Genomic DNA, 2,061 nt, shown 5'->3' on the forward strand with positions numbered 1-2,061 from the left:
TAGCACGGTGGCCTGTTCGCCCACGGTGGGCGGGTTCCATGTGGTGGTGCCGCCTGCGCGGGCCTCGTGATAGGGGCGCCAGTCCGTGACCAGCTCGCCCAGCGAGACACGCACAAGCGCGGGCTTGCCTGGGCCGCCGTGGTCCACGGAATGGATCGTCCCCACGCGGATCATGTTGTGCAGCAGGCGCTGCATTTCGCCAATGGCGAGGGCTGGATCGGAATTCATGCGCCGACTGTGCCGGGCAGCACGCGGGCGCGCGAGCGGTGGCCGTTGTGGCGGCGATGAGTACGCAAACCGGGTCAGCCCCGTGTCGCGTGCTCCATCAGGATGTCTTCGATTCCCTTGATTTCTTCCTGCGTGTAGCCCAGCAGCTCGCGGCTCGCATACTTCACCACGGGGCTGCTGCGGTCGCGGCGGTCCACCTTGTCGCGCAGGCCATAGTGATGGACGCGGGCCACGTATGAAACGCGGGGATTGAATGCCACGCTTGCGGCGTCAGCCGTGGCTTTGCGCTGCAGGTTGCGGGCCTTGCGCAGCCCCATGAACATTTCCGCCCGAATGGCGCCCTGGCGCTTGGCCAACTGTTCACGCGGGCGCCGTGGCTCATAGGTCGAGCCGTCCGGGTTGCGCTGGTCAGCGATGCGTTGAGCCTGGCTCTTGCGCAGGTAGTTGGCCACCTCCAGCATGGCCGCCTTGCGGCCCGCAGGCTCCATGCGCTGCAGCAGTGGCGTGGCCCACTGCGCGAGCTGTTCCAGGGCATCGGCCATTATTCAATCCCTTTGGTCTGGTGCCACTCTGCGCCGATCTTGTCGCCCAGGTAGAGGCTGTAGTCGCCGGTTGCATAGGGCTTGGGACTGTAGATTTCTCCCTTGTGCTCTGCGGTCAGGCGCTGGCGGCCCTGTTCGTCCTGGTCTTCCTGGACGATGACTGCCTCGGTCAAGTCCACCTCGATCACAAGGTCCACCTTGTCGTTGGCCAGGACTTCTACATCAAAGCGCAGCCCCTTGGCCGCCTTGTCCTTGTTCTGCAGCAGATCGGGCTGATAGGTATTGAGCCACGCCAGCATGGGGATGGCGAACAGGTCCAGGCTGCCCGCATAGTCCAGCACGATGAGGCGCACGGTGAAACGGTATTCAAAGGAAAGCGTTTCGCCGCTGCGCGCAACGATGTTGCCGGACTCCACAAACATTTTGAGCCGCTGCGGGTCGATCTGCAGCTCAGGGATGGCACCGGCAATGAAGTTGCGCAGGGATTGCGGTTTTTTCATGGCTGCCCTCCGTTGGCTTGGCGCATTACTTTGTTGTATCCGTCGATGCAGGTATTGAGGTCGCGGATTGCGTTGTCGCCGTCATCGGTGACGCGGACAAGAGCCGCAGCATCCTCTGGGTCAATGTCGGCTCTCGCTTGGACAGGCCCAGCGGTGGCACTGTGATTGCCTCCGGTCTGGGTGGTGGTGCGGATTGACAGGCGCAGAGCGCCGCTGCGCAGGTCAGCATCAAGGCGTTCAAAGGCTTTTTGAGCATTGGCTTTGTCCAGTTGGTTGCGGTCCAGAAGCTGGCCGAGCTGCCCGGCCAGTTGGCCGCTGCGCTCGATGGAGAACTCCAGGCGCTGGACAGCGGCGGCGCTGTGCTGGGCCTGGGCTTTTTGCATGCCCCGTTCCTCCGCGCGCTGGTCCACGGCGTAGAGCAGGAGCAGCACGGCGATGGGGACGACCAGCCGGGTGAGGGTGGCGATGATGCTGGCGGGCGTCATGCTGGCAGGAATGGTTTGCCGCCCAGGAATTCACCCAGGGCACGATTGAGCTGCCAGCCGTATTGAAAGGCCTCATCCTTGGGCCGGCGCTCGGCCAGCTCCTGCAGGTACACGGACTGGCGTGCAACGACCATGCCAAAGAGCACGCCGCCGCCTTCACGCCCGCGCTTTTTCAGGAAGGCACGCAGGGCGGCTAGGGTGATTGTTCCGATTCGGCCATCATCTTCCAGGTCGTCATAGTCGGCCTGCTGGCGGTTGAGCACATTCAGCGCCCGCTGCAACTGAGCTGCGGCAGTCTTCTGACCA

At 63.7% G+C, this 2,061-nt stretch carries 5 protein-coding genes; all 5 read right to left on the reverse strand.

Translation table 11 applies throughout. The features are described from left to right. Window positions 1-228 (reverse strand): phage baseplate assembly protein V (locus AAIL66_RS24170; protein ID WP_343497945.1); only part of this gene is annotated, 228 nt, incomplete at its 3' end. A 74-nt stretch (window positions 229-302) separates the two neighbouring features. Further along, a complete protein-coding gene (locus AAIL66_RS24175) occupies window positions 303-770 on the reverse strand; it encodes a phage virion morphogenesis protein (protein ID WP_343497946.1) in 468 nt (155 codons plus the stop codon). Continuing rightward, complete coding sequence (locus tag AAIL66_RS24180) at window positions 770-1,270, reverse strand: phage tail protein (RefSeq protein ID WP_343497947.1); 501 nt, start codon at window positions 1,268-1,270, stop codon at window positions 770-772. The genes AAIL66_RS24175 and AAIL66_RS24180 overlap by 1 nt, the downstream gene beginning before the upstream one ends. Beyond that, window positions 1,267-1,755: a lysis system i-spanin subunit Rz gene (locus AAIL66_RS24185; protein WP_343497948.1), complete on the reverse strand. Its 489-nt coding sequence runs from the start codon at window positions 1,753-1,755 to the stop codon at window positions 1,267-1,269. Before AAIL66_RS24185 ends, AAIL66_RS24180 begins: the two co-directional genes overlap by 4 nt. Continuing rightward, the coding region (locus AAIL66_RS24190; RefSeq protein ID WP_343497949.1) for a putative peptidoglycan-binding domain-containing protein at window positions 1,752-2,061 on the reverse strand (310 nt) is incomplete at its 5' end. The genes AAIL66_RS24185 and AAIL66_RS24190, both read right to left, overlap by 4 nt.

The sequence above is a fragment of the Comamonas sp. F1-6 genome, assembly GCF_039581415.1.
Lineage (GTDB): Bacteria > Pseudomonadota > Gammaproteobacteria > Burkholderiales > Burkholderiaceae_C > Comamonas > Comamonas thiooxydans.

Excerpts from the sequence above, each read along its gene's own strand:
- AAIL66_RS24185 (WP_343497948.1), bottom strand. The coding sequence starts at position 1,755 with ATGACGCCCGCCAGCATCATCGCCACCCTCACCCGGCTGGTCGTCCCC.
- AAIL66_RS24175 (WP_343497946.1), bottom strand. The coding sequence starts at position 770 with ATGGCCGATGCCCTGGAACAGCTCGCGCAGTGGGCCACGCCACTGCTG.
- AAIL66_RS24180 (WP_343497947.1), bottom strand. The coding sequence starts at position 1,270 with ATGAAAAAACCGCAATCCCTGCGCAACTTCATTGCCGGTGCCATCCCT.